This window comes from Antrihabitans stalagmiti (genome assembly GCF_016482825.1).
In the GTDB taxonomy this organism is placed as follows: domain Bacteria; phylum Actinomycetota; class Actinomycetes; order Mycobacteriales; family Mycobacteriaceae; genus Antrihabitans; species Antrihabitans stalagmiti.
On the sequence record NZ_JAEMNV010000014.1, the window covers coordinates 18,284 to 38,812 of the forward strand.

37 protein-coding genes are annotated in these 20,529 nt (G+C 62.7%); 3 read left to right on the forward strand and 34 right to left on the reverse strand.

Translation table 11 applies throughout. The features are described from left to right. Window positions 1–5: 5 nt before the first annotated feature. From JGU71_RS28190 to JGU71_RS28270, 17 genes are all read right to left on the reverse strand, one after another. Complete coding sequence (locus JGU71_RS28190) at window positions 6–329, reverse strand: hypothetical protein (RefSeq protein ID WP_199708479.1); 324 nt, start codon at window positions 327–329, stop codon at window positions 6–8. A gap of 104 nt (window positions 330–433) precedes the next feature. After that, window positions 434–1,261, reverse strand: a complete 828-nt coding sequence (locus JGU71_RS28195; RefSeq protein WP_199708480.1) for an IPT/TIG domain-containing protein — start codon at window positions 1,259–1,261, stop codon at window positions 434–436. A 55-nt stretch (window positions 1,262–1,316) separates the two neighbouring features. After that, window positions 1,317–1,559: a hypothetical protein gene (locus JGU71_RS28200; protein WP_199708481.1), complete on the reverse strand. Its 243-nt coding sequence runs from the start codon at window positions 1,557–1,559 to the stop codon at window positions 1,317–1,319. 133 nt (window positions 1,560–1,692) lie between these two features. After that, window positions 1,693–1,950 (reverse strand): hypothetical protein, encoded by a 258-nt coding sequence (locus JGU71_RS28205; protein ID WP_199708482.1) that lies wholly within the window; start codon window positions 1,948–1,950, stop codon window positions 1,693–1,695. A 369-nt stretch (window positions 1,951–2,319) separates the two neighbouring features. After that, window positions 2,320–2,694 carry a Gp19/Gp15/Gp42 family protein gene (locus JGU71_RS28210; protein ID WP_199708483.1) on the reverse strand — a complete coding sequence of 125 codons (375 nt, stop codon included), beginning with the start codon at window positions 2,692–2,694 and terminating at the stop codon, window positions 2,320–2,322. A gap of 15 nt (window positions 2,695–2,709) precedes the next feature. Next, entirely contained in the window at window positions 2,710–2,907 is a 198-nt protein-coding gene (locus JGU71_RS28215) for a hypothetical protein (RefSeq protein ID WP_199708484.1), read from the reverse strand. Beyond that, window positions 2,907–3,830 (reverse strand): phage major capsid protein, encoded by a 924-nt coding sequence (locus tag JGU71_RS28220; protein WP_199708485.1) that lies wholly within the window; start codon window positions 3,828–3,830, stop codon window positions 2,907–2,909. Before JGU71_RS28220 ends, JGU71_RS28215 begins: the two co-directional genes overlap by 1 nt. Window positions 3,831–3,883: 53 nt before the next feature. Further along, window positions 3,884–4,249: a capsid cement protein gene (locus tag JGU71_RS28225; protein WP_199708486.1), complete on the reverse strand. Its 366-nt coding sequence runs from the start codon at window positions 4,247–4,249 to the stop codon at window positions 3,884–3,886. Between the two features lie 29 nt (window positions 4,250–4,278). Beyond that, window positions 4,279–4,848 (reverse strand): hypothetical protein, encoded by a 570-nt coding sequence (locus JGU71_RS28230; protein ID WP_199708487.1) that lies wholly within the window; start codon window positions 4,846–4,848, stop codon window positions 4,279–4,281. Window positions 4,849–4,898: 50 nt separating this feature from the next. Next, window positions 4,899–5,546 (reverse strand): VG15 protein, encoded by a 648-nt coding sequence (locus JGU71_RS28235; RefSeq protein WP_199708488.1) that lies wholly within the window; start codon window positions 5,544–5,546, stop codon window positions 4,899–4,901. Further along, window positions 5,521–6,957 (reverse strand): phage portal protein, encoded by a 1,437-nt coding sequence (locus tag JGU71_RS28240; RefSeq protein ID WP_199708489.1) that lies wholly within the window; start codon window positions 6,955–6,957, stop codon window positions 5,521–5,523. The genes JGU71_RS28235 and JGU71_RS28240 overlap by 26 nt, the downstream gene beginning before the upstream one ends. Before the next feature lie 13 nt (window positions 6,958–6,970). Then, on the reverse strand, window positions 6,971–8,488 hold the full coding sequence (locus JGU71_RS28245) for a hypothetical protein (protein ID WP_199708490.1): 1,518 nt from the start codon (window positions 8,486–8,488) through the stop codon (window positions 6,971–6,973). Then, a complete protein-coding gene (locus JGU71_RS28250; protein ID WP_199708491.1) occupies window positions 8,457–8,834 on the reverse strand; it encodes a DUF2256 domain-containing protein in 378 nt (125 codons plus the stop codon). The genes JGU71_RS28245 and JGU71_RS28250 overlap by 32 nt, the downstream gene beginning before the upstream one ends. 99 nt (window positions 8,835–8,933) lie before the next feature. Next, window positions 8,934–9,230 carry an HNH endonuclease gene (locus tag JGU71_RS30635; RefSeq protein WP_372433252.1) on the reverse strand — a complete coding sequence of 99 codons (297 nt, stop codon included), beginning with the start codon at window positions 9,228–9,230 and terminating at the stop codon, window positions 8,934–8,936. Beyond that, window positions 9,208–9,630 carry a hypothetical protein gene (locus JGU71_RS28260; protein WP_199708493.1) on the reverse strand — a complete coding sequence of 141 codons (423 nt, stop codon included), beginning with the start codon at window positions 9,628–9,630 and terminating at the stop codon, window positions 9,208–9,210. The genes JGU71_RS30635 and JGU71_RS28260 overlap by 23 nt, the downstream gene beginning before the upstream one ends. A gap of 131 nt (window positions 9,631–9,761) precedes the next feature. Next, window positions 9,762–9,914, reverse strand: coding sequence for a hypothetical protein (locus JGU71_RS28265; protein ID WP_199708494.1), 153 nt, complete (start codon window positions 9,912–9,914; stop codon window positions 9,762–9,764). A gap of 176 nt (window positions 9,915–10,090) precedes the next feature. After that, on the reverse strand, window positions 10,091–10,369 hold the full coding sequence (locus JGU71_RS28270) for a DUF7427 family protein (protein WP_199708495.1): 279 nt from the start codon (window positions 10,367–10,369) through the stop codon (window positions 10,091–10,093). A gap of 75 nt (window positions 10,370–10,444) precedes the next feature. On the opposite strand from JGU71_RS28270, the gene JGU71_RS28275 reads away from it, so the two are divergent. Both JGU71_RS28275 and JGU71_RS28280 read left to right on the forward strand, forming a co-directional pair. Beyond that, a complete protein-coding gene (locus tag JGU71_RS28275) occupies window positions 10,445–10,678 on the forward strand; it encodes a hypothetical protein (RefSeq protein WP_199708496.1) in 234 nt (77 codons plus the stop codon). Window positions 10,679–10,683: 5 nt separating this feature from the next. Next, window positions 10,684–10,986 carry a hypothetical protein gene (locus tag JGU71_RS28280; RefSeq protein WP_199708497.1) on the forward strand — a complete coding sequence of 101 codons (303 nt, stop codon included), beginning with the start codon at window positions 10,684–10,686 and terminating at the stop codon, window positions 10,984–10,986. A gap of 98 nt (window positions 10,987–11,084) precedes the next feature. Here JGU71_RS28280 and JGU71_RS28285 read toward each other — a convergent pair whose 3' ends face one another. The 8 genes from JGU71_RS28285 to JGU71_RS28320 form a co-directional block, all read right to left on the reverse strand. Next, on the reverse strand, window positions 11,085–11,441 hold the full coding sequence (locus tag JGU71_RS28285; RefSeq protein WP_199708498.1) for a hypothetical protein: 357 nt from the start codon (window positions 11,439–11,441) through the stop codon (window positions 11,085–11,087). Continuing rightward, window positions 11,438–12,019: a hypothetical protein gene (locus JGU71_RS28290; protein ID WP_199708499.1), complete on the reverse strand. Its 582-nt coding sequence runs from the start codon at window positions 12,017–12,019 to the stop codon at window positions 11,438–11,440. Before JGU71_RS28290 ends, JGU71_RS28285 begins: the two co-directional genes overlap by 4 nt. A gap of 140 nt (window positions 12,020–12,159) precedes the next feature. After that, window positions 12,160–12,579 (reverse strand): DUF6221 family protein, encoded by a 420-nt coding sequence (locus tag JGU71_RS28295; protein ID WP_199708500.1) that lies wholly within the window; start codon window positions 12,577–12,579, stop codon window positions 12,160–12,162. Continuing rightward, window positions 12,576–12,851 (reverse strand): hypothetical protein, encoded by a 276-nt coding sequence (locus tag JGU71_RS28300; RefSeq protein ID WP_199708501.1) that lies wholly within the window; start codon window positions 12,849–12,851, stop codon window positions 12,576–12,578. The genes JGU71_RS28295 and JGU71_RS28300 overlap by 4 nt, the downstream gene beginning before the upstream one ends. After that, complete coding sequence (locus JGU71_RS28305) at window positions 12,848–13,129, reverse strand: hypothetical protein (RefSeq protein WP_199708502.1); 282 nt, start codon at window positions 13,127–13,129, stop codon at window positions 12,848–12,850. Before JGU71_RS28305 ends, JGU71_RS28300 begins: the two co-directional genes overlap by 4 nt. Before the next feature lie 33 nt (window positions 13,130–13,162). Further along, window positions 13,163–13,552 carry a RusA family crossover junction endodeoxyribonuclease gene (locus JGU71_RS28310; RefSeq protein ID WP_199708503.1) on the reverse strand — a complete coding sequence of 130 codons (390 nt, stop codon included), beginning with the start codon at window positions 13,550–13,552 and terminating at the stop codon, window positions 13,163–13,165. Continuing rightward, window positions 13,549–14,844, reverse strand: coding sequence for a replicative DNA helicase (locus JGU71_RS28315; RefSeq protein WP_199708504.1), 1,296 nt, complete (start codon window positions 14,842–14,844; stop codon window positions 13,549–13,551). The genes JGU71_RS28310 and JGU71_RS28315 overlap by 4 nt, the downstream gene beginning before the upstream one ends. Continuing rightward, complete coding sequence (locus tag JGU71_RS28320) at window positions 14,841–15,308, reverse strand: LvrA C-terminal domain-related protein (RefSeq protein ID WP_199708505.1); 468 nt, start codon at window positions 15,306–15,308, stop codon at window positions 14,841–14,843. The genes JGU71_RS28315 and JGU71_RS28320 overlap by 4 nt, the downstream gene beginning before the upstream one ends. A gap of 153 nt (window positions 15,309–15,461) precedes the next feature. On the opposite strand from JGU71_RS28320, the gene JGU71_RS28325 reads away from it, so the two are divergent. Next, window positions 15,462–15,761 carry a hypothetical protein gene (locus JGU71_RS28325; protein ID WP_199708506.1) on the forward strand — a complete coding sequence of 100 codons (300 nt, stop codon included), beginning with the start codon at window positions 15,462–15,464 and terminating at the stop codon, window positions 15,759–15,761. Here the strand turns inward: JGU71_RS28325 and JGU71_RS28330 are convergent. The 9 genes from JGU71_RS28330 to JGU71_RS28370 form a co-directional block, all read right to left on the reverse strand. Beyond that, window positions 15,746–15,997 carry a hypothetical protein gene (locus tag JGU71_RS28330; RefSeq protein WP_199708507.1) on the reverse strand — a complete coding sequence of 84 codons (252 nt, stop codon included), beginning with the start codon at window positions 15,995–15,997 and terminating at the stop codon, window positions 15,746–15,748. The two genes, JGU71_RS28325 and JGU71_RS28330, sit on opposite strands and share 16 nt — an antisense overlap. Further along, window positions 15,994–16,764: a PE-PPE domain-containing protein gene (locus JGU71_RS28335; protein WP_199708508.1), complete on the reverse strand. Its 771-nt coding sequence runs from the start codon at window positions 16,762–16,764 to the stop codon at window positions 15,994–15,996. The genes JGU71_RS28330 and JGU71_RS28335 overlap by 4 nt, the downstream gene beginning before the upstream one ends. Next, window positions 16,761–17,228: an ASCH domain-containing protein gene (locus tag JGU71_RS28340; RefSeq protein WP_199708509.1), complete on the reverse strand. Its 468-nt coding sequence runs from the start codon at window positions 17,226–17,228 to the stop codon at window positions 16,761–16,763. Before JGU71_RS28340 ends, JGU71_RS28335 begins: the two co-directional genes overlap by 4 nt. After that, the gene (locus JGU71_RS28345; protein WP_199708510.1) at window positions 17,225–17,851 is read right to left on the reverse strand and encodes a molecular chaperone DnaJ; all 627 of its coding nucleotides are present in this window, start codon (window positions 17,849–17,851) and stop codon (window positions 17,225–17,227) included. Before JGU71_RS28345 ends, JGU71_RS28340 begins: the two co-directional genes overlap by 4 nt. A gap of 87 nt (window positions 17,852–17,938) precedes the next feature. Beyond that, on the reverse strand, window positions 17,939–18,160 hold the full coding sequence (locus JGU71_RS28350) for a hypothetical protein (RefSeq protein WP_199708511.1): 222 nt from the start codon (window positions 18,158–18,160) through the stop codon (window positions 17,939–17,941). Continuing rightward, complete coding sequence (locus JGU71_RS28355; protein WP_199708512.1) at window positions 18,153–18,464, reverse strand: hypothetical protein; 312 nt, start codon at window positions 18,462–18,464, stop codon at window positions 18,153–18,155. Before JGU71_RS28355 ends, JGU71_RS28350 begins: the two co-directional genes overlap by 8 nt. Next, window positions 18,461–18,604, reverse strand: coding sequence for a hypothetical protein (locus tag JGU71_RS28360; protein ID WP_199708513.1), 144 nt, complete (start codon window positions 18,602–18,604; stop codon window positions 18,461–18,463). The genes JGU71_RS28355 and JGU71_RS28360 overlap by 4 nt, the downstream gene beginning before the upstream one ends. Then, entirely contained in the window at window positions 18,601–19,674 is a 1,074-nt protein-coding gene (locus JGU71_RS28365) for a hypothetical protein (protein WP_199708514.1), read from the reverse strand. Before JGU71_RS28365 ends, JGU71_RS28360 begins: the two co-directional genes overlap by 4 nt. Continuing rightward, on the reverse strand, window positions 19,671–20,492 hold the full coding sequence (locus tag JGU71_RS28370) for a PD-(D/E)XK nuclease-like domain-containing protein (RefSeq protein WP_307829962.1): 822 nt from the start codon (window positions 20,490–20,492) through the stop codon (window positions 19,671–19,673). The genes JGU71_RS28365 and JGU71_RS28370 overlap by 4 nt, the downstream gene beginning before the upstream one ends. Window positions 20,493–20,529: the final 37 nt, after the last annotated feature.

Consider the following 20,529-nt stretch of genomic DNA (forward strand, 5'->3'; position numbering starts at 1 on the left):
GAGGCCTAGGATTCCGGGACTGTCACCTTCGACATCTCGAACCAGTGATTCGAGATGTCGTCGAGTTCACCGCTGGTCAATTTCGACAACGCGTCGAGATGCTTCGGGACGAGCATTTCGATCAGCTTCAACGTCATCTTGCGATCAGACTTCGCGTCGCCGTCCTTGTTCTCCTTGAGCCATTCCTCGAACTCGTCAGCCTTGTCGGTCGGCAGATACTGCAGCTTCGGGACGCTGAAAAAGATCGGATTCTGCCGACCCTTGATCGGCACCTCGAACTCGACCTGTACCGACGGATCGTGCGCGGGAGTAACGCGGTAAACGGACATGCGTGAGGACCGGGCCTTTCGTGTTGGGTAGCGGACCGAGCCGAACCCACCCGGCAAGGGCAGGCCCGGTCCAAGGGGTGAAACACCTTGCCGGGTGGGTACTTTTAGGCGTACGTGACTGCGAACGCCGCCGACGGCCCGTTGGCGTCGGTCACGATCACGTTGTGAGGACCGGCCGTCTTCGCGGGGGTGATGACGCTGATCGAGTTGTCGGTCAAGACCTGGAACGCCGTCACGGCGGTGCCGCCGATCGTGATGCCGGTTGTGCCGTCGAAACCGCGGCCTCGGATCGTCCGCAACTGTCCGCCCGCTGTACCGAAGTTGCCCGTCGGCGTCACGCCCGTCACGGTCGGGACCGCGCTACTGGAACCGCTCGGAGGCTCGCGGAGCTCGACGACGGTGTCACCGTCTGCGTTCTCGAAGCATTCGATTGTCAGCGTGTACTCGACGGTGTCGGTATGCACCTTGGTGATGTCACCGACAGTTGTGACCTGCCCGATTTCGATCAGGTCGCGCTGCAGCATGCCCTCGCCGTCGATCGTGTCGACCACGTAGAAGGACTTGGGCAGGATCGACTTGTTGTGCCGGACCTTGATCGGGAACCCGTCCTCGTCGACCTCGACGTTGCTGTCACCGAAGACAGTCCGCAACGTCTCGGCGTTCTTGTCCTCGAGCAACGTCACCTGATAGGTCTCGGTGTAGTCGTTCTGGAGGGTCGCGACGGTTGCGCCGCCGAACGACTTCTTCTTCTGCACGTCACGCGACGCGGAGTTGACGATGCCGGACTCACCGACGTAGCCGTGATCCTTGAACAGGTTGGACAGCGATGCGATGGCGTCCGTCGGCGCAGTCGTGCCGAGCGGTGCCCGATAGAAAACGCCTACCCCTCCGGGGCGAGGAGTGGCGACGGAAACATTGGCCGAATCAGCCATGACTTTGCCCCTTTCAAAAGGCAGTGCGTTTGGACCGGGCCTGAAAGGGATCGAGCTACTGAGCTGAGATGCCCAGCGTTCCTGTGACCTGCCAGCGCGATTGACTCGGCACGGCAGGGTCGTTGAACGACGCGCGGCCAGCCTCGGACCAGCCGAGAAGCTTTACGTCGTTGATGGTTTCGAACTGGGCTGCGCGGAGGTGCGCGGCTACGAGGTTGGCGAGAGTTTCCGCTTCCGCCTCGGTCGGTGCCCAGCATTCGAAGATGAGCCACGGCCGATCGGTCACAATGTTCGACATCCCACCACCAGCGCGGGACACTCTGACAAACGTCGCGGGGCGCGGGTTCGGCACCTTCGATGACACGGGCGGAACGATCCTGTCGTTCAGCAGTTGCACCGCCACCGTCTGCGCAGGCGCTGGAACGATCAGTTCAGCGTCCGGCATCGAGTGCCCGGATCAATGTGTTGTTCGTGGCGTTGTCCTGCATCGCCTCCGCCGTCGCCGTGACAACGCTTGTCCGCCAACGACCTTGCGGACTTTTCACGCCCTGTTGTGAGGATGTCTCGTAGCCGCCTTCGGACCCACCGGCTGCCGCTTGCACGCGACTAGCCCGTTCTTCCAGATCGGAAACGACTCCGGGGGAACGCCGGAGATCGTAGAAGGCGTTCGGATCCCACTTGATCCGCATCTACCCCTCCACTCGCTTGAGGTTGACTACCGAGCCGGGTCGCCAACCGTGGAATCCGTGATTCGCATCCTCTGGGTAGCCGATGACCTCGAACTGCCCCTGCGGACCCTCAGGTAAATCCACGACGTCACGGGGTCCTACCGGAAAACCCTCCGGCACAGCCATTTCGATCTCGACGACCGTCCGGTTATGACCAGCGAGCTTCGGTTCGCCCTCCCCGCGACTGGCCGGACCCCAGCAAATCACCCGATGTTGCACGCCCGGTTGATCAAGTGGTGGCGTAAACACGTCAGCCGGGTTTCCCTGTGCATCCTCGGCGCCGGCCGAGTGAGTGTGCACCCCAACCTCATAGAGGAGCGGGAATGTCACTTAGATCAGCCAGCCCATGCAAGCGCCGACAGTTGGGCCGTCGAGCGCGGCGATGTCAGCGGCGTTGAAGTACAGATTGCCTGTTGGATTGGCGAACGTCCGCGTCATGCCGAACTGGAGTGCAGATAGAGACTGCTGCGACACCCCGTCCGCTTCGGGCGCCAGCATCGCCCGTTTCACCATCCCGCACACGATCCGAACAACGGTGAGCTCGGCTACGGCACCCGACGCGATACGTGCATCGATGTCGGGCCAACGCTCACGGATCATCTGCGATGCATCCGCGAGAAGCGTTGTCGCAATGGCGGACTCGGAGACACTGAGAGGCCGCCACCGCGACTCCACATCTTGCGGCGTGGCGAACGGGTCAGCCATGACGGCCTCTCGCGGTCACTTCTCGGAGTCGAGCGGGTTGGACTCGTCGAGGTACCCCAACTCGCGGAGTAGGTCGACTGATTCCTTCTCGACGTCGTCGGTGATGATGTCGCCGTAGCGGAGCTGCTTCACGGCTCCGTCCTTGGTCTTGACGGACACCAGTGCGGCAGCGACGAACGGACCGGCGGCTTTCTTAGCCGCTTGTGCAGGCATCAGGCCACGCCCGAGATGCGGAAGCCGGCGCCCGGATCGGTGACCACGGGTGCGAAGTTCGCCCGCACACGCAGTCGCCACGAGTCGTTGTTGTCGACTCGCATGACCTTCGACTGCACCAGGTCGGTGGCCTGCTGGTATCCGCCGGCCAGGTCCTCGGTCGCGATGAATCCGAGCTGGCGAGTGTCGAGCACCCACGCGTTGGTTCCGACACCGCCAGGCAGGTTGGCGGCGTTGGTGACCATGATTTCGAGGCCGGCGATTACTTCGTAGCGGCCCGAGTAGATCGGGTTGCTCTTGTCCTCGCGGGCCATCGCTGCTGCGATGACCGGATCGGACGCGAGGTATGCCCAGGCGTTGTCATCGACCAGCAGTGCGTTGGGCTCGTACCCGAGATTCAAGCCGCGGATCGCGGCTTTTGCCTTCAGGATGTCCCGCAGCACGCTGGGGGACGCCGCAGTCCATGCCGTTGCAGCGGCAGCGGTGTTGGTGACCGATGTTGCGATCAGCGACACGACGGCCTGGTCGATGGCGCGACCTTCGGTGTTGACGAGCTTCAAGAGTCCCTTGTCGACAGGATCCATGTTGCGGCGCTTGATCGCCTCGTCGAAGACGAGAGTGTCGAGACCGGACTTGACGACCTTCGCGAGACCGCCAGGTCCGTCACCGACCGGAGAGATGGTGTATTCGCCACCGGGCGCGACGATTTCGGGAGTGGAGTCCGCGAAGATGCCTTCGACAGTCTCGTAGCCCACGGCACCGCCGGTGGTCTCTTCACGGCCGCGCAGGAGTTCGCCACCGACGTAGCGCTGCTGCATGAGCGTGTTCAGATCGCGTGCCACCCACTGCGGGTTCTGCAGGTAGCGCGATGCGGTCAGATTCGGGTCTGCGTATGTAGGCGCAGCGGGAGGGTTGGCAACCATGTCTTGTTCACCTCAGTGAGTTTGTGGGGCCGTGACCCCTGGAATGAAGGGGGTCAGCGAGCGAAGGCGACGCGAACCTTCGCCCCGTCTGCGGCGGCAGTTTCAGCGATGCCGACGAACTGCGCCGCGGTCGGAGTCGCCGCTGTTGCGACCTTGCCTGTCGCAGCGCTTGCCACTGCGTCGCCTGCGGCAACTGCGCCGGACGCGACGAGAACTTGAGTTCCACCGCGGTATACGGCGACTGAGTCGTTGGTCGCGGCATCGGTACCGGCAACGCCGATCCACGCTGCAGATGTTGCGCCGGCCGGACCGACTGTGCCGGAACCGGTGATGGCGACCAATTGTCCAGCCGTGATGGTGGCGCTGGCTTTGAAGGTGGGCACGTGGCCCGGAGTCCGGATAGGGAGGTACTCGGCCATGACGGCCTCGCTTTCTGGGTTGGTTGGTTTCAGCGCCCGAAGCGGGCCGCGTACTGCGCATACTCGGTCTCTTCGGGGTCGTTCTGTTCGGGCGTTGCGCCCGGTTTGAGATTGGGAACCGGTCGGCCAGAACTCGGTTTGCCCTGTTGCAGGGCTTCGAGTTGCGCCTTCAGGTCGTCGTTCTCTGTGCGCAGTTTCAGCAATGCGCCGAGCCGTTCTGCGCGTCCGGCGATGGCGTCTTCGTCGCCCGTGCCGAGGAGGTCGAAGTGGTCCTCGTCGATGCCGAACTTGGCGGCCGCCTTGTACCGGAGTCCTTCAGCGCGCGCGTCGTCGCGTTCCCGTTCCGCTGCTGCGGCGCGGTCTGCGATCTTCTGCGCTTCTGTTTTCTGGGACTCCTCGAAGTCTGCGAGTCGCTTCGCGGCGTCGGCGTTTGCTTTCGCTTCACGTCGGGCCGCGTCACGTTCCGCCTTCATGGCGGCGATGGCGCGCTTGCCTGCATCACCCAGTTCGACGGGATGTCCGTCGGGGGCGACCGTTGCGGGCGCTTCCGGCGTGACGTCGGGTGTGACGGCTGGCTGTTCGGTGAGAATTTCGGACATGTTGGAACTCCCCGTTGCGGGTTGGCCGACGCCGTTGCGGTGTCGGAGGTTCAGTGAGACGCGATGTACGCGCGCACACGGGCGCGATCGGCGTCGGTGGAACTGTGCAGGGACGGCACATACGGCCGCACCGGGAGCGGCTCACCACGAAAAGCTGGGATCGCGGTGCAGTTGCAGTTGTCGTGGCTGGCGAAGTCGGCATGCTTGGCCGAATAGACAGCACCGCGACCCGCGAGCATCTGACAGAACGTGCAGCCGCCGCTCGATTGCCGCTGCCAACCGCTCGCCTTCGGGTCGTCGTAGGACGCGATTTGAATCGTCGTGCGGGCAACGTCCGCCACTCGGCGCTGTAGTCCACCCTGGATCAATGTGAGCGCCGACGAAGGGTCCGGCTTGTCACCCAGTAGCGGGCCAGTGCCCCACCCGATCAGCGCATCGACACTCTCGACGGCCGGCTGAGCGGGCACGGCGAAAAACCGTCCGCCGACCCCTTTCTCCAGTCGAAGATCGTCGTACCACTCGGCCGCCACGGCACCAGCTGCAGCACCGTAGGTATCGACGATCGCGGGAAGTACTTCAGCGAGCACTTCCCGTGCCTCGACCGCAGAGGAGATACGTCGCCAGATGATCGCCAGGTCAGCCGACGCACGATCGGTCAATTCAGCGACAGCGCTACGCAGCAGGGTTTCGGTCTGCACTCGCAGCTACATTCTCGACCGGACTGTCGACCGCCGTCCGTTCGGCGAGCAACCTGTCGATCACCCGCGATCCCTCGGCCTTCCGGAGCGCCGCAACAGCACGCGCCAGCTTCTGCTCCGTCATACCCGGAACATCCTCGAGCACAATCTCCGGCGCAAGGATGCCTCCCTGAACGAGCTTCACCAGACCGTCAACAGTCTGAGCGAACGACCGTGCCTCGTAGTCGCGCCAGCGAAGCTCGGAGTTGTAGTCGTCGGCCGCCGCGTCGTTGCCATCGATATAAGCGCACAGCCGCAGCAGCTGCTCGTGTGACTCACCCAGCGATGTCTGAATCTCCCCTGACTCACGGTTCTTCGCAGCTTCGAGCCCAGCGAGTGTTGCATCGGAGATATTGGAGATGCCGTCGATTCCCAGCGCCTGCGCAGGGATCTGGCCTTGCGCCGCGAAGTCACGAATAGACGCTTCCCGTAGTTTCAGATCGACAGTGCCGGCGGATAGTTGGCCGATCTCGATCTCTTCTTTGTCGCCAGGGAAGTACCAGATCCGCGCCGCGCCGACCTTCAGTTCTTGCTGCTCACTCTCAGGCACCCAGCCGAGCACGTACCGCTGCATGAACGCTTGCGTGTACTGCACCACCATTGCCTGAAACGTGGTCTCGGTAATCCGCTCGTTGATCGTCAGCAACGGCTCGACAATCCCGTAGGACTCCTCGCCAGCCAACAGATTTCGGTCCCGATACCGGACGACCGGGCATACACCCAGTTCGTGAGCTTCAGCGTCGAGGTAAGTCAGAATGCCGGCGCCGAACTCCAACGTTGCCGCCGGTTCATACCAGCGATTCAACGCCTTCGGCTCGACACCGAACCGGTAGATCATCTCGTCGTCGATGAGCGTGACAATGTTGCCGTCACGGCACAACGCCATGATCGGCCACTCATCGGCGTTCGGATCCTGATATAGCGCCGTCATTTCCCGCGGGGAATACAGCGAGATCGATGGTCCCGGTTGATTGCGTCCGTACGTTCCCGGGAGCACAGTCGCGTAAGACGCACCGTAGGTCAGGGCGTCATGGACCAAACCTGTTTGCCGCGAATCCATCCGATTGCGCTGCCACCACACCCAGGGCTCGGAAGAGTCTGGATCGGACTCGCTGTAGTACCCGTCAGCTTTGATCACCTGGCGGTACGTCTTCACCAGCAGCGGCAGATAGTTCGTTTCCGACTTGCGGGCCAACTCTTTCATCAACGGCGGCGCATCCTTCGGAACTTGCACCGTAGGAATGAACTCACCCGACCTCCGGCACGGCTGCATCGCGTCGTGAATCCGCCGCAACCTCTCGGCTTCCTGCACCCGCGGTCCCGACAAGATCTCACGAGCCGCGACGAGGGCATCCGCTTTACTCAACGCCACAGCGGACCTCCTCTCATCGGAACACGGGTTCAGCAGTGGTTTTCGGCTTCAACACCGCCCCGTAGCGAGCAAGCGTCACCGCGACGAGCGGAGAAATGTTCACGGTCTGGTCCTTGCGGTCCCACGCCCACATTCCGGCGTCGCGGATGTCGCGTTTCTTCGCGCCGGCAAGAGCCGCGTCAAGTTGCGGCTGAGCAGCGTGAGTCAACCGGCCTTCGACCGCGTCCTCACGAAGCCCGCCGCACGCCTTGCCCATATCGACCGCCGAAGTGACGATCACCTTCACTTTGCGAGCCTTCAGAGTCGGCACCATCTCGGCCGCGGGACTGATGGAGTCGATAACGACCGGGATTCGCTTCGGCTTCGCTCGCTCTATCAACCACTCCACAGCCGCCCAGGTCTCGGCCGCATAGTCGACGGCAAGAAGTTCAATGTGCTTGCGGTCAACCATGTCCCAACATCCCGCGATCGAAATCAGTCGGTCGTGCGACATGTCGACAGCCAGCGCGGTCGGCGGTATCTCGTCCAACGGCGCCGGACGATCCTCGTTGACTGCAAGGGGGTTCCAGACTGCAGAAGCAATCACCTGACTCAGCGTGATCGGTTCGTCCCACCAGCCGAGAGACTCCCGCATAAACTCCGCGGGAGGCATCGCCTGCCGTAGAGCTCGAATCGTTTCGATGTCGATGCGCCCGGTCTCTATCGACGGATTTGCAGCGCGGACAAGATGTTCGCGGTCGAGCGCACAATCCAATCCCAGATCGACAGCATTCTTCGGGTGCCGGCAATCGGGAGTACCGCAATCTTCCTTTGGCGCAAGCCACTCGAGGTACGACAAGCGCGGTGACATCGCGTGTCGTCCACGCTCCCGCAGATCGAACAACGCGTCGCTGTCCTCTTTGCCGGCACTCGATCCGTACAACACTTGAGGATCGGCCTGCGCCGTCATCAGTGGAAGTAACGAACCCAGCATTGATGCCTTCAGCGCAAACGCTTCGTCGAGGATCAACTTCGGAGCCGCAAGGCCGCGGCCACCGGAGACGGTGCGTGCCTTGAACAACAGGCGCTGTCCCGACGCAAGCTCGATCCGTTCCTCGCCGTTCGCGTCATAGATGCCGTCGTTCTGACCGGCCTTCAGATGCTTCCGCAGAGACGGCGTGCCGAGGATCAGGTCCGCCAGCTCTCGCCGTGCCTCGTTCGTCGTCGACATCTCGTGCGCGGACCACACGATCAAGGGCTGCTCGGTGACGAACAACCACCCGAGAGCCGCCTGTTTGAATAACCCGGTCTTGAGATTCTGTCGGCAGCAGATCACGCAGAACTCGAACGACAACGCCGACCCGTCCGGTCTGATCGCAAAAATCAGATCGAGCCCGAGCTGCTGCTGAGCATCCGGCTCGAAGCCAGCCTTCGCACAAACATCAGCGACCTCCGGGCCGTACGTGAGCGATTCTGCGGGGCGCGCCCGGTGACCGTGTGGGCATGTCCAGTGATCGGGCTCAACCAGCCGCTTGGCGAGCCTTACGCTCACGAGCCTCCCTCGCCTTGGAGACCTCATCGTCGGCATCGGCCGGCGCCGACTTCACGCTTGCGCCGTCGAGGGCGGTCGCCATGACGGTCCGCAACTCCTTCGACAACGACGAAATCCCCGACGCGCCCTGGGCCGTCAGTTGCCGCGCCAACTCGACCGCGAGCTGCCCGTCGAACGAGTCGAGCCGACCCGCCGCCTTCAGCTCGGCGGTCACTGAACCGACCAGCCCGACCGGACCGGGCTCCGAACCACGCTTACGCCTCTGCCGGCACCGATCCGAGCAGTACTTCGCCGTCGAACGACGAGCCTCGAACTCCGCTCCGCACACGCCACACTTGACCTGCATCGCGGCCTCCTTAGCGTGACAATCGGACTTGCGGAGAGAGAAGCGGCCCTATGCCCAGAGGTCGCCGCGATGGTCGATCGGGGGGTTACCCCCCCACCTTCACCAGGAGCGTGTGGTGGTGACGGGTTGGACTGTGGGTTTGGGTTGGCGTGTTCCGTTGCCTCTGCGGACGTTGCAGAGCCTGTGGGCTAGTCGGCAGTTCGATCGCTGAGTTGGCGATCCGCCGAGGCTGACTGGGATTACTTCGTCGACTTCGGGTGAGCCTGGGTCGGGTGTCTTCAAGGTCTTGTCGACTGGCTTGTTGCATAGCCAGCATGTGTGTTCTTCGCGTAGGACTCGGGCTCGGACTTGCCTGCGTCGGTGCCCATTGGCACTACGAGGGTTTGGATTCGCCATCGATCTGCTGTCCCTCGAAGTAGTGCAGTGGACGTAGCTTCTCGATCAGTGCGGTTGCGAGCGGTGCAGTTGCGTACGCGAGTAGTTCCTCGCGTGAGCCTGGCCCTTGCGATGGCAGGCGGAGTGGGTCGACGTCGAAGTAGGTTCGAGCGAGTGTGACTGCGACGTGGACTGATTCATGAATGATCGTGTCAACACTGAGGTGCTCGGATGAGAGGCGCAGGATGCCGAGGTATCCGTTGTGGCCTGGCTTGTCTGGTTCGGTCCAGCACCCGCCGACATCGCTGATGGTCTTGATCGAGTAGCGGCCATGCTTCGCCATCGCACGATGGAGATCCTTGTTGGTCTCGTACAGAACGATGGTGATCCAGTAGTGCGGGATGGCGTCGAGACCGGGCACGGATAGATCTTCCGCGTCGAGCCTGAAGCGACGCTCGGGCATTGGTTAGAACAGGCCGACGACGAGCGGGATGAGCTTCACAACGGCCGCGACGATGGTCGCAACGAGCGGTGCGATGGCGAGGATTGTGGTCAGCATGGGGATGCCTCCTGTGTGCGCGGTAGTCGGTCGAGTAGTAGGTCCATCCGCAGCGCCAGGAACTCGGCAGCTTCGGTCTTGCCGGCCGCGCGTGCGGCTTTGAGTTGCGCTCGGCAGGCTATGAGTTGATCCTCGATCGACGGCATTGGTTCACCCACAATCGGCGGTCGCGGCGGGTTCGTGGGTTCGTGTGTGCTCGGTGAGCGCCAGACCGGCTGTTCGTGACATTCGGCCCGCTTCGCTCGTGATCGGACGATGCCGATCAGCGCGGACAACAACACGCCAGCCGCATACATCACAGTGCGCGATAACGCGATCCATCTCATTGCCTGCGTCGCTGGGTGTGGACCTTGATGGCCGAGAGGACTGCGAAGCCAAAGCCTGCGTATGGATCGAGTCGTGGGTATCGGTCGAGTGCGTTGAGTAGGTGCGCTGTTGTGACGGTCGCGAACCCAATTGTGATTGCGATCGTGGTGATTGGCGCGCGTTCGAGGGCGCGGTCGAAGGCGTGGCTGATGAGTTGGTCGGGGTCGCATGTCACTTCGTGCAGTGCGGCTCCGGCCACGAGTGCGCCGATCGCTTGGGGTCCGGTGAGTGCCATGTTTCCGCCCTTCGATGGACGCAATTCCTTGCAAGTTAACTTGCATTGTGGCGTGAAACAAGGTAACTTGTTAGTATGCAATCGGAACCGGTAATCACCCCAAGCGCGTACAAGCACGGGATCGTCGAAGACGACATCCTGCACGCGTTCCGGAACCCGCTGTTCGTCCACCCGGGCGCTGAAGGTTTCACGATGATTGCCGGACCCGCCCGCGACGCAAGCATGTTGGAGATTGGATACATCACGTCTGACCAGTTCCAAGCACTGATCATTCACGCCATGCTCGCCCGAACGAAATACCTGAGGTGATACAGATGCCACGCACATCCGCAGAGATAATGGCGCACGCAGACGAGCTCGCGGCGCGCTTCGAGAATGACGATTTCGGTGCAACCGAGTCGATCGAGGTCGACGGGCTCGTCGGGCTCCGCAAGGCGGTCGTCGAGTTGTCCGATGCGCAGAAGAACATCGAGCTCTGGATTGCTCAGTGCCGGAAGCAGGGCAAGACTTGGGGTGCGATCGGCGAGGTGCTCGGTACGTCGGGTGAAGCTGCTCGGCAGAAGTACGGGGATCCGGCTGAGCGCCGGCCACGGAAGAAGTCCGGCGTAGGGCGCTAGTCCGAAGACGACGAAGGCGCGAGGACTGGTTGTCTTCGCGCCGTGTGTGGACAGAGTTTGTCCGCTGGCATTGATCGTCCCGTGAGACGCGGCTTCTGTCAATTACCTGCTGCTTTGCCGTGTCTACGCGCTTGGCAGTCGAGGACGTCGCCGAATCGGTAGACGACGGACCCGTCAGGCGCGCAACGCTTTTCGAGCAGTCCGCGTTGCGCCCACGTCCGGACGGTTGAGGCTGGTATTCGCCAGTAGTGTTCGATGTCGACTGCCGATAGTTCGGCGTCGAGCACTGCGGGGTCGCTGGCCCAATCAGGGAGTGCCGTTGGTGCCATCCATCCTTGGCCGAGTTCGACTGCCTTGGTGTCGAGTTCGGCGCAGCGCTTCGGGTCGACGTCGTTGAGTGCGTCGCGGTATGCGCGGGCGATGTCTCGCGCCCATTCGAGGCTTGAGCGGGTCATTGTTTGATCCGTTGCTTTTCGAAGTCGAGGACGTTGCTCAAGAGTGCGAAGTGGTCTGAGTCCCAGGTGATTCGGCAGGCTTGGCAGGTGACGCGTTGTTGGTTCGTCGATGGCAGTAGGGCTTTGCGTCCGCAGTGTGGGCAGGGGTCGGGTAGCCAGATGCGGGTTTCGGTTGCGTCGAGCGCGTGTGCGGCTCGGGCGTGTAAGTGCGCGAGTCGGAGTACACCGTCGACCCCATCGAGTTCGATCTGCGCGAGGTGATCTCCCCCGTCGGGCATCGGTTGCAGGTCTGAGAATCGGCGGAGTGGTTGATCGACGAGAGTCCCGGTGTGTGTGCCGAGGACGGTGACGCATCGCTGGACGCATGGGCCTATGCGGCTTGGGAGTTCGATGTTTTCGCGGGTGACGACTCGTGCCCACCGGATTACTTCGGTTTCGATCGCGGCGGATATGACGGCGACGTCGAGGCGTAGCGGGATCGGGTGTGCGTTCGTGCCGCCGATTTGTGGTGTATTCGATTTGCGGGTTGCGCTGAGCGCACCGGTGAGTCCTGCCCAGTCGGCATAGAGCTTCGTCATGGCGTCGAATGAGTGTTCTTCGCAAGGTGTGCAGAGTCCGGGGGTTTCGACTCCCCCGCCGTGGAATTCGCCGTCGGGTGTGCGGGTTCGGGTGGCGCAGCGCCGGCCTTTGCGGCATTCGTGTTCGACCTGACCGTGATTCACGCCCACTCCTCGCGATAGTCAGGATGATCGGAGTAGATCGCAGCCATCGGTGCAAGAGCTTCATGGACTGAATCGTCGTAGTCGGGGAGCCAGTCGCGGAATGCCGCGATCGTCGCCCGTTTGGCGGCACACTCACGGAGTACGCGAGCAGGGTCGTGACGAGCGATGAACTGCATCTCCTGGGTCCGGGCGGGCCAGGCGCCAGACCCGCCGATGCACGTATGTGGGCCCCACACGATTTCATGGCGCACAACGTTAATCGTGGTGTTCGGGCCGTAACGTCGGATCGATTCAACCTTGGAGCGTTCGACACCGTCGTCGTACCGCCACTCGGCGGTACCGTTGAACGCTGCGACGGATCGAGCCTGTTCTTCATCATCTGCAATGCGGGCCTTGAGGAACTCAATTATGGTCATGCTTGGCCCCATTCTTTGCCGCACTTGCAGATTCGGATGACCTCGAACACGGACTCATCGAGAGGCTTCGGCGGGATATGCCGTATGAAGCCGTTCCAGCCGTGCATCGTCACGTGATCGGCTTCCCATTCCGCGACGTCGTCGGGGTCGAGTGCTGGCTTAGGCGGACGAATGGAGTGGCAGTCGACCGACTTGCATCGCGGGCACATCGCCCAGGCAGTGAAGCGTTCGATTGTGCTGGCTGCTCGCATTCCGTTGCGCGGTGTGGTCATGGCAGATCCCACTCACGGAGCATCTTGTCGATCGCGCGCTTCCGTGCCTCCTGACGATCAATATCAGCCTGCGTGGGCTTCGGTTCGCGCGGTCGCTTGCCCCGACTGCCTCCAATCGCCCAGTAGGCCACCTGCAAGCCGTGGTTCAGGTTGTTGGACCAAGACTCGAAGGCGTCCGCCATCTCAACCAGTACTTCGCCGATCTTGGCGTCTCTCTGATCGAGGTAACGGATGATCTCAGCCCGTTGCTCCTCGGTGAAACTTTCGAGCCCGCTCATGCGATCGCCTCGAAATCCTCTGCACCGGTTAGATCAGACACTTTGACCCTCCACTTCGGTTGTCCAGCTGAGGGTTAGCCACATGCGGCCGCGCTCCCCCGCGACTACGGGGTGGATCTTCGGCATCCGTTCCTGGATGAAGTCGAAGGTGTCGTCGGGTGCGAGGCCGGCATCGACGAGGCCGTCGATCATCGCTTTGCTGTCGAGGCACAGGTTCCCCGGATCGCGGCGTCCGCTGCGTGCTGGTTGGTAGTGCAGCGAGACGGTGATCGGGTGTGTGGGTGTGAGTTTCGCGGCTTTGGCGATCCAGGCGGTGTCGCGGCGAATCTCAGCTGTGATGCGGGCTCGCACCATGCGGTGCATGCGTGTGTTCGGGTTGAGCTGCGGCCGTGTCCAGGGCAGGGCTAGTTCCACTCGGGTCACCCGATCCTCGCTTGGTACGCACGCCACGGCAGCGTGACTGATCCGAGTTTCCCGGTCCGGTTCTTGGCGATGCACAGTGTCACCTCTCCTGAGGGTTGGCCGTTGGCGAGTTCGTGGTGCAGCAGGATCGCGACGTCGCAGTCCTGTTCGATGGCGCCGGATTCCCGCAGGTCCGACAGAAGGGGTTTACGGTCGGCGGCGGCGGAGTTGCGGTTGAGCTGGCAGGCGATGATGACGGCGCAGTCGAGTTCGCGGGCAAGGACTTTCAGGGCGCGTGAGATGTTGGCGACTTGTCGTTCGCGGGACTGGCGTGAGTCGGATTCGCGGAGCAGCTGCAGGTAGTCGACGACGATGACGTCGAGGCCTTCCGGTCGTCGTTTCAGGGTGCGGCATTGGGCGGCGATGTAGTCGACGGTGATGTCGGATCGGTCGACGAGGGTGAGTGGCATTGCGCCGTAGGTGTCGGCGTATTCGGCGATTTTCATGTGGTTGTGGTCGTCGAGCTGGCGTTTGGTGATCTGTCGGTATTCGGCGTGTGCGCCGGCGGCCATGATGCGGGAGACGACTTCGACTTCGCCCATTTCGACGGAGAAGATGACGCCGGGGTGGCCGTGTTCGGCGGCGTTGACGGCGAGGTTGAGGAGAGCGATCGATTTGCCTTCGCCGGGTCGTCCGCCGACGACGTAGGAGCGTCCGGGGTGCAGGCCGCCGGCGAGCATGTCGTCGAGTTCGGCCCAGGGTGTTCCGACGGTGCGGATCTGGTCGGTCGGTGCGGATAGCCATTCCCACCAGTTGGCGAGGACGTCTGCGAATGCGTGCGCGTCTTTCGAGGGTTTGGCTTCGGCGAGTTCGCTGAGCCGCTCCGAGGCGAATTGGAGGGCTTCGGAGTAGGTCTCGGCGTGGGGTGTGTGTTCGGCGATCCGCTTGAGCGCCTGGATGAGTCGGCGTGTTTTGGCGAGGTCGATGACGGTGGTTGCTGCGTGGCGGAGTTTGTTGACTTCGACGGGTTCGCCGGACATTTGTTGTAGTCGTGCTCGGATGGCTGGGGTGTCGCGTTCGGCGAGGAGTGCTCGGCGTGAGATCGCGTCGCCGCGGTTGATGATGGCTTGGGCGGCTCCCCACATTTCGCCGAGGTGGGTGTCGATGAAGTCCTGTGCAGGAACGGCTTTGAGTAGGTCGGGGACGAGGTGGCGTGAGGTCATCGACAGCAGTGCGGTGCCGAGGATGAATTCGTCGTTGGGTCCTTCGGCGAGTTCTTCGGCCCGGTCGAGTTCGACGCCGACGCTGCTCATGGTGCCTCTCGTTTCAGGATCCGGGCGACGATCTCGTCGTGGTTGGTTTTGATCCAGTCGCGGCGCGCTTGGAGCGTGAAGGCCTTCACGTCGGCGACGTCTTCGGGGATGTCGGGGTTGTAGAACTCGAGGCCGCAGCGGTCGGTGATGGCGATGGTGTTGTGGTTGGTCCAGCAGTCGCGGAGCCAGTCTTCGATGCCGGTGGCGGTGGCGGGTGCGATGTCTTCGTCGAGCCAGCGTTTGCCGTTGAGCCAGGTCGATCCGTAGGCGATGAATTTCGGGTCGAGTCCGTTGACGGTTTTGGAATAGGCCTGGACGGCGGCGGTGAGAGTGTCGAGGTCGACGTTCCGTCGGGCGGTTGTGAAGGCTCGTTCGGCTTGGCCTTTGGCTTTTTTGAGCGGGTAGTGCGCCCACCAGGTTTCGAAGTCGGAATCGATATCGCGTATCGATTTATCGATGCGCATATCTTTTTCCTTTACTTTCCTTTCCTTTACTGGGGCGAGTGTGGGTGAGTCTCGCTGTGCCTCACTGATACTCGCGTGAGTTTCGGTGTGGTCTGGTGTGGTGTCGGGAGTGCAGACGGGGCAGCGTGAGTTCCAGCGAGTGTCCGTCTTCTGATGCTCTTCCATGCGCTTGACGTGCAGGAACGTGCGACTGTTCGCGGTGTTGGAGATCCGCTCGACGAGGCCGGACGTGATCAACTCGGTTATCAGTTCGTTGATATCGACGTTATCGATCGGCAGGATTTGCAGCTTCAATTTCAGTGCATCGTCGGCAACATGACCCTTATCGCAGATAGCGAAGTTCCACATACCGATAAACAACAAACGGGCGTATGCGCTTATCGATACGACCTTCCCGTCGGTCCAGAAGTCCGGTTTGATCGTGCGTATGCGCGCCATCACAGCACCAACTGAGGGTGTGCGAGGTCGTCGAGTGCGCGTGCTTTGGCGATGTTGGCTTCGATGTCGATCGTCTCCGCCCAGATGTCTTGCAGCGCTTCCCACGTCAGCGGTCCCATGTCGCCAGCGTTGAGGAGGTCGGCTGCTTCGTTGATGAGCGCCCAGTTGGCGCGCATGAGTGCGTTGACGCGGTCGGACATGTTGGTCAGGTCGACCCATTCCGGCAGCGTCGGATACGCCGTGTTGGTCACCGCACCTCCCAGTTGATGGCGTCTGCGAGGCGCTGCGTGAGCCCACTACGCACGTACGCGGTGGTGTGCTGTCCGTCGATCGCGTAGCCGCGGATCAGTCGCCCTGCGAGGTCGTAGGCCTGCCAGGTGCCGATCGGGTTGCGGATCCAGTCGACGTTGGTCGGTTGCCACCGGTTGCGGCGGATTCGATCGGCGAGGTCTGCTGTCCAGCCGCCGGCGACGGCGAAGCTGAACTCGTCAGCACCGTCGGTGAGGTTCCGCAGCGGCGAACCGTCGGGGCAGCAGGGGATGCCGTCGTGCTGATTTGCGACCTCGAAGGTTCGCAAGCGTGGCCAGGTGCCGTGCTCCCCCGCGATACCGAACCCCGGCAGGTACTTACCGTCGAACGAGTCACCACGGCGACGGCGCGGGTTGGCGATCATCGCCGCAAACAAGACTCGGCATCCCTTGGTGTAGCTGGCGCCCGCTGCAAGGTCCTCGAGGAAGTCGGACACAACGTATGCGCCGAGTGAGTAGCCGAGAAGTCCGACGAGGTTCGGTGTCATCTGAATGCGTTGTGCAAGTTCAATCTTGCCGATTCGCCGGGACAGCGCCAGGCTCGGGCCGAGTGCATTCCGTTCCGGGTTGGCCGGCCCGACCGATGCCGGGTACTGGATATCGCGAGTTCGGAACCGGGTCGGGTCGAGCCTCTTCGTGACGTTGGCGAGCATGTTCGTTGGGCTATTCCAGATTTCGCCGGTGCCGCGAACGGTGAAGACGTCGATCATCGCTGCACCTCCGCGAGCTGCGCGATGATGTCCGCCGGCGGCGTCCACAACCCAAGCGCGCCTACGCACGAGATCGGCTCAGCGAGCGGGCGCGGGTTCTCCAAGACGAGATGGGCGATCTGTCGGCGTTCGCGGCCGCCTTGCTCGACGTAGGCGGACTCACCCCAGGGCCGGCAGCATCCGGCGTCGGGATGGACGTCGACAAGGTCCACGGCGCCGAGGATTGCGCCACAGTTCGTCCATGCGGGCGGAGTGACAATGCCGCTATCCCAGCATCCGAGGCCAGTCCGTCCGGTCGCTGCCTTCTGCACGAGAGGTGAGTCCATCCCGCGGTCTGAGTAGCGCATCCCCGCGTGGACAGCGAGCGGCCCGCGATACTTCCAGAGTTGCGTGCGGTTCTCGATCACTTTGCCGCCGTGCATGATTGCCCAAGCCCACGGCTGTTGGACGGTAAGGGCTTTCACAGTCGCCCCTCCCGTTCGAGGAGCTGCACCGCGGCGTCGACCTTGTCGTACTCAGTTCGCTCGCCGTCGTGACGATCGGGATGCGTGTTCGCTCTTGCGCGCTGGATCACGAAACCGATCCCTTGCTCGGAGTACTTCGTCAGACTTCGCAGATACCGTTCCGCGTCGTCGGCACTGCGGAACAACGGCGCGGCACCCGATTCGATCGCGCGCCAACCTGTGTACTGTTCACCGCTCGCGGTGATGCCGTAGCGGTCGACTTTGCGGAGCGCTTCGAGTGCAAGCGCGATCGCTCGTAGGTTGTCCTGCCAGGTGGTGAACTTGTCGCACGGGTAGGTCAGTGGTCCGTGCTTCGAGTCGATCGACAGAATGACACCGGGATGGGTCGGCCGAGCGTTGGCTCGAGGTAGCCCGTCGATCCGAAAGTCCTGCTCCCGCATCGCGATCTGCAGCACTGCCGGCGCGTTGCGGCGACCGGTGCCGAGATTGAACAGTTCCTTGTCGAGCAGCTTCAACGTCGCGCGCCATGGCGCCGAGAAGTTGGATGCCACACGGTTCTTCGTCTCGACTCCCCGCCATGCCGCGATCGGCCGAAGCGTGACGTTCGCGGGGTAGTCGCTCATCGCGCCACCTGCCAATGCTGAGCACCGACAGCGAGGGCAACAGCCACTGTTGCGAGAGCGGCGATCGGCAAGGCGACGCGCAGGAACTCAGGCACTGGGCACCGCCTCGCTGGCCGGTTCTGCCGTCGCCGCGGCTTCGCGGCTGCGGGTGATCCACACGTCTATCCGAGCAGCGCGGGTTTCCCAGCCGGGGCGGCCAGCGAACCGGTTGACTAGCGATCCGTCCTTCAGAACCCATACAGCGACGCCGTCATAGATTTCGCTGATCTCGATGCCGTAGTCAATGTCAGCGTGATTGAAGTCAGCCATGGTTCAGCGCCTTTCGACTTTCTACTTCGACGGCGCGGCCGCGAGCGAACGCCTTGTCGAATACGGTGCGGGCATGCGTGCGGATGGACGGCCAAAGGTCTTCGACTACCGCTGTGCTGGCGAGCGATTCGAGGCGAATGCGTAACACCTCAAGGGACGTGTCGGTATCGCCCGACTCGTATCGTTTGGCAGCTTCGTAGAGCACATTCGCGACGCCCGCGTGCCCTGAGTCGGCGTGCTTGCCCGCCCAGTGACGTAACTCGTCTGTGTCGACGACGACCTGGACGCGGAGGGTTTCGCTCATCGCCTGTCCTCTCGCTCTTCGCGCGCGATCTCGAACTTGGTCGGCCGTTGATCCTCTGGATATGGGCCGGTGAAATACGCCGATGCCGAGCGGGATTCGTCGCGGTCGTTGTGGGCGTAGTCGTTCATCCAGTTGCTCATGCTGGGAGTCCGGCCTCTTCGATCTCGACGAACACGCGCGCAGCTTCGGTCATGGTGAGCTGCTTGGTGCTCGTGATCGGCTCGGCACGATCGATGATGTTGTTGATGTACGCGAGCGCCTCTTCGCGGTTCTTGGCAGTGTTGCCGCCGAGCCCGACTTGGCTCAGCATCGTGTGCAGCTTCTTGAGCTGCATCGGCGTGATCGGATCAGCGGCGGGGTCGTCGACTGGTGCCGTCGCAGTGGGTTCGGGTTGCGGCGCTTCGGGTTCGGGTGCCCGGTCTTCGGTCGCAGCAGTGGCGGCGGCCACTGACTCGTCGTCGCGAACCGGCGCCTCATCCGCGGCTGCCGGCGACTCGGATTCGGGGATATTGAGAATGTCGCCGATCTTCACCGGCTCCCCGCTACTCGCCGAGACACGTTCCGACTGCACCCGGACAGGCTGCGGCTCGGACTCCAAATCCTCACTCGTGTAGGCGATACCGAGCAGAACGTCCGGCGCGAGCTTGCGGCACACCTCGGCCGCCGCCTTCGCGTACAACATCGCCTGCGGGTCGGTGAGGTACTTCATGTTTCCGTCGAGCTTGCCGTTCGAGTTGAGCTTGTAGTTGCCCGTCTGCTCGTCGATCGTCGGGACATACCCGGCGCGCAAGGCGCGGTCGATCGTCCACGTGCTCGTCTCGGTCTCACCGTTCGGCGCAACACCGCTCACCGTCACCGACTCATCGCTCGACGCGTCCGTGCGGATCCGATATCCCTTCACCTTGAGCAGCGCGACCATCGTCCGCGCATAGATCGCCGGCGTGCCGTGCACGGTGAAGATCTGCTGCAGCGACTGGATCGGATTCAGTCCGAGCTCGGCGCCGTAGAGGATTGCGGCCGTCGCATCTTCCGGCTTGCCGCGATAATTCGGACCAGCGAGGACCGTACGACTGAGTTTGCTCGCGAAGTCGTAGGCAACGTCCATCACCTTCGCGTACTCGAGCAGCTGGTCGATCGCGTGATTGCCGAACTGGGCGGGCTCGGCGAGTGCGATTGCGGTGGTATCGGATACAGCGATGTCGGTGCTCATGCGAAGGACTCCTCGTGTTTGATGCGCGTCCACTTGGACACGCGCATGTCGTGGATGATCGGCGGATAGGTCGGCCAGACACCGGAACTCATGCAGTCCGCGAAGGTGCGGATCGCACGCTGATTCAGCTCATGTCCGAACGCGATGTCGTCAGGCCCGTACTGGTGGGCGGTGACCTCGTACGGCGGTTCTTTCTCCTGCGCGATGAAGATGAACCCGGGGTCGTCGTCGAGGCCGAGTTGTTGTGCACCGTCGCGGTAGAACGCGTGCTGGCAGTAGTAGCCCCACTTGTTGGCGGAGTGCGCAAACTCGTCCGGGGCGGCGTCGATGGTGCTCTTGTAGTCGACGAGGACCAGGCGGCCGCCGATGAGGGTGCGCCAGTCGAACCGTGCGCGCAGCCGGACTCCGGTGTAGGGGTCGTCCCACCAGATCGATTGCTCGGCGACACCTTTCGCGAACAGTCGTTGTGCGATCGGACTCTTCTGCAGCTCGGCCGCCATCGCGTGGACCTTGGCGAACTCGACGGGTTTGAGTGGTGTCGCGCCGGCCGCGCGCGCCGCAGCGACCAGTTCTTTCGATTCCTTGGTGCGCCACTCGTCGAACGGGATCTCGACCAGCGGGGCGCCGACGCCGAGGACGAGTGCATGCGCTGCGTGGCCGTACTCGAAGGCCTTCTTCGGTGCCGGCGGATTGTCCTGCTCGAACCGGAACTTGCGAGGGCTTGCTTCGATCAGCCGCCGTGCTCCCGACGACGACAACGACATCTTGTCGGCGTGGTAGTCGGCGTCGGTGATGCCGTCGTACACACCCGGTTTCACGATGCCGCCTTCATGTCGGCGTGGAAGTCCGGATCAC